This window comes from Streptomyces sp. NPDC029292, from assembly GCF_055569295.1.
In genome coordinates this window covers 152,653-159,424 of the sequence record NZ_JBVHXR010000019.1, presented here as the reverse complement: position 1 = coordinate 159,424, position 6,772 = coordinate 152,653, and the positions used below count along the sequence as shown (strand labels likewise).

The following is a 6,772-nucleotide window of genomic DNA, read 5'->3' as shown; positions in this document are numbered from 1 at the left end:
AACCCAGGGGGGCGGCTGCTCCCCCCCCCCCCCCCCCCCCCCCCCCCCCCCCCCCCCCCCCCCCCCCCCCCCCCCCCCCCCCAGCGCACTCCATGCCGCGACAACCGTCAATACCGTTCTGAACCGTCCGCTGCGACGCGTCACCGTGCCTCCTGATGTCTCGTCAGCTCTCATAGGACTCAAGGGGAGTGCACCAGATGACCGATGGCCATCGCGATGGCTAGGCGCCGACGAGACGGGAACGGATGAGGAAACGCACTCCTTCGGGTGCTTCGAGCGAGAAACCGCTGCCCCGGCCCGCCACGACGTCGACGATCAGCCGGGTGTCGCTGGAAGTGGTTGCGCAACCGCCGTCCGCGCCTGGCTGCGCACGTGCCTCTCCCTCGGTGCGCACGAGCAACAGCCCTCACCCTGCAACCCGGAGGCGGTTGCGTACGAGGGCCGCGCACAGCTGCGGGGTGGGGCCGGGGGTGCGTGGTCGGGGCCGACCACAGACCCGACCACGGCAGTCCGGAGGCCAGTGCCGCGGACGCACAGCCACTGCCGCCCGGCGACGGCCAGCTGCCCCGCTCACCTGGCGCGCATAAGAATCTCAAGTGGAGCCGGCACCCCTACTTCGCGGTGCTTACCTCCCATACAGGCAGCTGTCGTACGCAGCGTTGTCGACCAGGTGGTGGAGCCCGAGGGCGCCGAGAAGAGCACAAGGGCGATGGCGCAGAGCCCATATGAGAACTGGCGCATTCATCGTGACGCCGTCCGTCTGACCGGTGACTGTGTGCCAGTCGCGTCAATACCTGATGCCACCCGGGCAAGCCGTCCTCGGCTCCACGCCCCACAGACGAAGAGACAACACCGATGCGGCGGCCGCCGGTCTCGTCCTCGAGCAGAGGCATCGCGGCCAGCCGCGGTGCCCGTCGACGTCCTTTCGCGCACGGCGCCCGGAAAGCCGACGGCCGCTCGCCAGCGAGCCGCCGCACAGCACATCTCGTGCAGCAAGGGATGCGCCATCTCTTGCGGCAACTCCTTCGACTTCGGTTGCCCTCACCAGAATTTGCCCTCTGCATCACTGCTGGTCACGACACGAAATACGCGTGGTCGGGGGCCTGACTACTCCGACAGCAGCGCGGATCACAACGCGATGACCGGCCGTCCCAGCCATGGCCGCACCCGGTCGAACATCGCCGAAGCCGTCCGACGCGGTATCCCCCTGCGCGTCGGGGTGACCGCAGGCAGCGAAGCGCAGCGCGTCAGCGAGGCACAGCAAGACCTGACCATGCGCGAACGAGAGGTGCTTGCGCCGGCCACCCAGGGTCTGCCCTCCAGCGAGATCGCCTCCCGCCTGTTCACCGCGGGGGCGGCCGTGAAGACCCACTTCGGAAAGGCCCTGACCAAACTGGGCCTGTGTGACCGTGTGAAGGCGGTCGTATTGCCTACGACTCGGGCCTCACGAGCCCCGTCGGCTGCCCACTTGTCAGGACTGCGACTGCGGTCGTAGTCCCGCCCTCACGTAGGTCACGCCGCACCGCCGCCGGGTGGCGGGGCGGTCGAGTTGCGTACCACGAGATGGGTGCCCACCTCCATGTGCTCCATGAGCAACCGCTGCCCTTCGATGACGGAGAGCAGCGCTCGGGCTGCCTTCTGGCCCATGTCGTGCAGCGGCTGATGCACGGTGGTCAGACCGGGGAAGCTCTGCGCCGCTTGCGGGAGGTCGTCGAAGCCGACGACCGAGAAGTCAGTGGGCACCGTGAGACCGCACGCCCGTGCGGCGTCGATGGCTCCGAGCGCCATCAGATCGGCACCGGCGACGACAGCCGTCGGACGGTGATCGGCGATCAAGCGAGAGGCGGCGCGGAAGCCGCTGGCATAGGAGAAGTCGCACGAGGCGACCAGCTGCTGGTCGACTTTCAGCCCGGCCAGCCGCATCGCGTCCTCGAAGCCCTGGAAGCGGATGGACGTGCTCTCGAGGTCCTCCTCGCCGCGGAGGTAGGCGATCCGGGTGTGCCCCAGGTCGATCAGGTGCTGCGTGCCCTGGCGCATCCCGTGGTAGTTGTCGACGCTCAGCCGAGGCAGTGGTACGTCCAGGCGCCGAGGATCGATGATGACGCAGGGCAGTTTCTGCCGGCGCAGCAGCTCGACCGTCTCGTCCTCCAGGACGGGCGCGATCATGAGCACACCGTCGACGAGGCCACGCGCCAGGAACTCGATCCGGTCCTTCTCCCGCACCGCGTCGTGGTACGAGGCGTTGACGAGTAGCTCTTGTTCGGCACCGGCCAGTTCGTCGGCGACGCCGCGGAGGATCTCCAGTCCGTACTGGCTGGTCAGATCCAGGGCAATCAGGCCGACGAGCCCGCTGCGGCCGGCCTTGAGATTACGGGCCGAGACGTTCGGCCGGTATCCGAGCCGCCCGGCCACCTCCATGACGCGGCGCCGGGTCTCCTCGGAGGCCCCCGGCTTGCCGTTCATGACATTGGACACGGTCATCGCGGAGACGCCGGCCTCCTCGGCCACCTGCGCGATGGTCACCCGCCCTGCCACCCAAACTCCTTCTGCCTGCCGACTTCGGTCGAACCGAAGGCCGTTCATCGAATCCCCGGGCGAGGTGCCGCCTCGTCGAACCGCGCTCGGCCGCTCGGAGCCCGGCACGCGAAGACCTTAGGGCCTGGTCTTCCTCCGTCGTCGCCACATACTCAGGGAAACTTTAACGATAACGCGAGTGGGGCGTCAACGAGGCTTCTGTGGGCGCGAGCCTCAGCCCCGCCATCAGGGAAGGCGTGAGGGCTGCGCGGGGAGCCCGGAAGGGCGCGGCGACTTCAATCGGCGAGTCGGCCACGGAAAGTTACGTATAGATGTCCTCTAAGTTTTGCGTTACAGTCCCCGCCATCGGCACGCAACGTTCGCCGCAACTCGGGTCGACCGGCCCCTTTTCCACACGTATCAGCGCTGTACCCACACGGCACAGGCTGATCGATTCAAAAACCCCTTCAGACATGACAAGTCGGTCCGTACCGACGGGTGAGGTGTGCAATGAAGCGTTCTGGGAGATGTCTCGCGGTCGCCACCACGGTCGCCGCCATGGCGATGTCGCTGGCCGCGTGCGGAGGCGGGTCGTCCGGTGCCGCCGCCGACGGCACGGTGACCATCCACGTGGAGGCGTGGAAGGGCGGCGGCGCGGAGCCGGCGAATGTCGCGGAGATCAACAAGGCGTTCGAGAAGGCCCACCCGAAGATCAAGGTCGACTTCGAGTACATCACCGCGAACGACACCTACACCCAGAAGCTCCAGCCCGAGCTGCTGGGCGGCAAGGCCGGCGACGTGATCATGGTCGACACGGACAGAATGAAGAAGTGGGGTGCCTCCGGGTACCTGGCCGACCTGTCCGGGGAGTCGTGGGCGAGCAAGATAGCCCCCGACGCCAAGCCCTTCGCGCAGTCCGACGGCAAGACGCTCGCCATGCCGATGGAGCTGATCGGCATCGGTCTGTACGCCAACATGGACCTGCTGAAGAAGGCGGGCATCACCGAAGTCCCCGCCGACTGGCCGACGTTCCTCGCGGACCTCGCCAAGGTCAAGAAGGCCGGCATCAACCCCATCGCGCTGCCCGACAAGTCCGGGTGGACCGGCAGTTCCGTCTTCCAGGCGAGCGGATCGACCCTCGTCTACGACAAGAACAAGCAGTGGGACGCCGACTTCCTGGACGGCAAGGCGTCCTTCGACCCGGACTGGAAGAGCTCGCTGGAGCAGTTGAAGACCCTGGAGGACAAGGGGTACGTCGACTGGAAGAACCAGATCGGTGTCGACGAGTGGTCGCAGGGCCCGCAGGACTTCAGCGCGGGCAAGAGCGCCTTCTGGTACCAGGGCGCGTGGCAGGTCTCCAACGTCAAGAAGGCCGGCTTCCCGGTCTCCTTCGCGCCCTGGCCGGGCGGTGCCGCGGGCACCAAGCCCAACAGCATGCTGTTCTCCGGCACGATGTGGGCCGTCAACTCCCAGTCCGAGCAGGGTGACGCGGCGCGCGAGTACGTCAAGTTCTGGTCGCAGAGCGAGAACCTCGCCAAGTACCTCGAGGCCGAGCACGCGGAGTCGCCGTTCACGGGCGGCACGACGCCGGAGAGCACCGAGACGACGGCCTTCACCACGGCCTTCAAGGACGGCCGTTACCGGATCCTCCCGTCCAACTCCTGGTACGCCGCCGCGGCCGAGACCACGACCGGCTCCAAGCTCCAGGCGTACCTGCTGGGCAAGGCGTCCGCCGCGCAGACCCTCAAGGACATCCAGACCGCGGCGTCCGCCAAGTAACCCGGCCACCCCCGGTCAGCCGTGGTGCGGGCGCGGTAGACGGCTCACGACCCGCCCCACCACGGCCGTTCCCGGCAAGAGGAGGATCCCCGTGTTCCACCGACGGCGCGCCACCATGGCCGCCTTCCTGCTTCCGGCGATCGTCGTGTACGGCGTGTTCATGCTGTATCCGCTGGCCCGAGGCGTCTATCTGAGCATGACCGACAGCCTCGGCGGCCCGATCGCGAACTTCGTCGGCACCCAGCAGTACCGTGCCATGGTCGACGACCCGACCGTCACCGACGCCCTGTGGCACACCGTCCTGTACGCGGCGGTCGTCGTGGTCGTACAGAACGGCCTCGGGCTGCTCTTCGCGAGCATGCTGTTCCGCCGCCCCGGGGTCCGCAAGGTGCTCAACGTCGTGCTGCTCACGCCGACGCTGATCTCACCGGTGATGGCCGCCTTCATCTGGTCGTACCTGTTCGCCCCGACCGGCGGCATCAACGCGCTCCTCGACATGGTCGGCCTGCACAGCCTCAACCACGTCTGGCTCGGCGACACCTCCACCGCCCTGTACTCGGTGGCCGCCGTCAACATCTGGATGTTCACCGGCTACTCCTGCGCGATCTTCCTCGCCAGCTACATGAGCATGCCGACCGAACTGCTGGAGGCGGCCGCGCTGGACGGCGCGAGCGGCTGGCGGCGCTTCCTCAGTATCGAATGGCCGCTGCTCGCCCCCGCGCTCACGGTCAACGTGACGCTCAGCCTCATCGGTTCGCTGAAGGTCTTCGAGTTCCCCCTGGTCCTCACCAACGGCGGCCCCGCCGGAGCCACGGACACACTGACCCTGCTCGTGTACCGGAACGTCTTCGGCGGCGGGAAGTTCGCCTACGGCGTCGCGCTGTCGGTCGTCCTTCTCGTGACCGTGGTCGTCCTGTCCAGCGCCACCTCCTCCCTGCTCCGGCTCCGCGAGCGACGAATCTGAAATCTGACGGAAGCTGACGGATCGCCACCATGACTTCAGACATCACCTCGCCGCCGATCGGGGCCCAGCCCTCTCCCGTCGGCAAGCCCCGGGTCCCCACCCGTCCTCGTACGACATCCGGGACGTCCCGCAACCCGCTGCGCCGGCTGACCAGTGGCCTCGGCACGGTCCTGCTGTGCCTGGGCACGCTCCTGTTCGTCCTGCCGTTCCTCTTCACGGTCGTCACCTCGCTGCGCACCGCGGCCGACGTGGCCCGCTCCCCGCTGGGCATCCCGCACTCGCTGACCCTGAAGAACTTCTCCGACGCCTTCAGCCAGATCCACTACGGGCGCAGCACCCTCAACACCCTGCTCATCACCAGCCTTTCGTGCGTGGCCGTCACCGTGATCGGCTCGCTCGCCGCCTATCCGCTGGCCCGGATCACCCGGCACTGGTCCACCGCGGTGTACCGGCTGTTCATCCTGGGCACGTCCGTCCCCGTGTTCGTCGTGGCGGCGCCGCTGTACCTGCTGATGCGTGACCTGAACCTGCTCGACACCTATGCGGGAGTCATCCTCATCTACACGGCCCTGAACCTCCCGGTCGCCGTGTTCTTCTACACCAGCTTCATCCGCTCGGTCCCGACGGACCTGGAGGAGGCGGCGGCACTCGACGGCTGCGGCGCCTTCCGTACGTTCTTCACGATCATCCTGCCGCTGCTGCGACCGGTCACCAGCACGCTTCTGACCTTCGTCTCCCTGCAGATCTGGAACGACCTGCTGGTTCCCCTGGTGTTCCTCCAGGACCCGGGCAAGCGGACCGTCATGGTGAACGCGTACTCCTTCATGGACCCGCATACCGTGCAGCCGACCACCCTGTTCCCGGCCGCCCTGCTCGGTGTCCTGCCGCTGCTGCTCATCTTCGTCTTCTTCCAGCGCCAGGTGGTCGCCGGCATGTCCGCCGGCGCGGTCAAGTGATGAACCCGGGCACGTCCATGTCCCTTGCCCGGTGCCCAAGACGAAGCCGGGCCATGGCCGTCGGCCGGTCCCACATCGCTTTGGGCCCGGCAGACGTCCGGTCCCCACGCCGAGCGCGGAGTCAGCGCCATGACCACCGCCGACCGGGTACGGAACGCCCTCTCGGCCGTAGCCGCACTCGATCCAGCGGCGGGGATCGTCAAAGGACGGCGCGTTCTGCCGCCCCTGCGGATCAGCGTCCAGGTGTCCGCTCCGGAGCCGGATGACCGGCCGACACGCCTCGAGCCCAGGGGTCCGGGCAACTCGCCCAGGGATCCGCGGCCCGGAACTCGGCGGGCCGGGATCACACCGGGCACCGCAGGCACCTCCGCCCTCTGCCACGGATGGCCGGACCGGCATCACGATGCGCCGGTCGGCCTGCACACGGTGGGAGCAGGACACGCCTCTGCCGCCCTACACCGGGCCGGACCACTCGCGGGCGACCCACAGGATCAGCCATTGAGAAGAGCGGCCCCGCTCAGCGCCGGCGTCCTCGACACCGGCCCCTCAACCGGCCTGT

The 6,772-nt window shown here is 68.0% G+C and carries 5 protein-coding genes and 2 pseudogenes; 4 read left to right on the top strand and 3 right to left on the bottom strand.

Features of this window, described 5'->3' with window-relative positions:
* Positions 1 to 220: 220 nt before the first annotated feature.
* Both ACZ4WS_RS34765 and ACZ4WS_RS34760 read right to left on the bottom strand, forming a co-directional pair.
* Positions 221 to 331 (bottom strand): annotated as a pseudogene (locus ACZ4WS_RS34765) (DUF779 domain-containing protein); the annotation flags it as partial.
* A gap of 294 nt (positions 332 to 625) precedes the next feature.
* A pseudogene (locus tag ACZ4WS_RS34760) lies at positions 626 to 775 on the bottom strand (DUF6336 family protein); the annotation flags it as partial.
* Positions 776 to 1,138: 363 nt separating this feature from the next.
* Between ACZ4WS_RS34760 and ACZ4WS_RS34755 the strand changes: the two are divergent.
* Positions 1,139 to 1,495 (top strand): response regulator transcription factor, encoded by a 357-nt coding sequence (locus ACZ4WS_RS34755; protein ID WP_467986781.1) that lies wholly within the window; start codon positions 1,139 to 1,141, stop codon positions 1,493 to 1,495.
* Positions 1,496 to 1,512: 17 nt separating this feature from the next.
* Here the strand turns inward: ACZ4WS_RS34755 and ACZ4WS_RS34750 are convergent, their stop codons facing one another.
* On the bottom strand, positions 1,513 to 2,535 hold the full coding sequence (locus tag ACZ4WS_RS34750; RefSeq protein WP_467986780.1) for a LacI family DNA-binding transcriptional regulator: 1,023 nt from the start codon (positions 2,533 to 2,535) through the stop codon (positions 1,513 to 1,515).
* 489 nt (positions 2,536 to 3,024) lie between these two features.
* Between ACZ4WS_RS34750 and ACZ4WS_RS34745 the strand changes: the two genes are divergently transcribed.
* The 3 genes from ACZ4WS_RS34745 to ACZ4WS_RS34735 all read left to right on the top strand — a co-directional run bounded on the left by ACZ4WS_RS34745 (position 3,025) and on the right by ACZ4WS_RS34735 (position 6,213).
* A complete protein-coding gene (locus ACZ4WS_RS34745; protein WP_467986779.1) occupies positions 3,025 to 4,293 on the top strand; it encodes an ABC transporter substrate-binding protein in 1,269 nt (422 codons plus the stop codon).
* Between the two features lie 91 nt (positions 4,294 to 4,384).
* On the top strand, positions 4,385 to 5,257 hold the full coding sequence (locus ACZ4WS_RS34740) for a carbohydrate ABC transporter permease (protein WP_467986778.1): 873 nt from the start codon (positions 4,385 to 4,387) through the stop codon (positions 5,255 to 5,257).
* 29 nt (positions 5,258 to 5,286) lie between these two features.
* The gene (locus ACZ4WS_RS34735; protein WP_467986776.1) at positions 5,287 to 6,213 is read left to right on the top strand and encodes a carbohydrate ABC transporter permease; all 927 of its coding nucleotides are present in this window, start codon (positions 5,287 to 5,289) and stop codon (positions 6,211 to 6,213) included.
* Positions 6,214 to 6,772: the final 559 nt, after the last annotated feature.

Excerpts from the sequence above, each read along its gene's own strand:
- ACZ4WS_RS34755 (WP_467986781.1), top strand. The coding sequence starts at position 1,139 with ATGACCGGCCGTCCCAGCCATGGCCGCACCCGGTCGAACATCGCCGAA.
- ACZ4WS_RS34745 (WP_467986779.1), top strand. The coding sequence starts at position 3,025 with ATGAAGCGTTCTGGGAGATGTCTCGCGGTCGCCACCACGGTCGCCGCC.
- ACZ4WS_RS34735 (WP_467986776.1), top strand. The coding sequence starts at position 5,287 with ATGACTTCAGACATCACCTCGCCGCCGATCGGGGCCCAGCCCTCTCCC.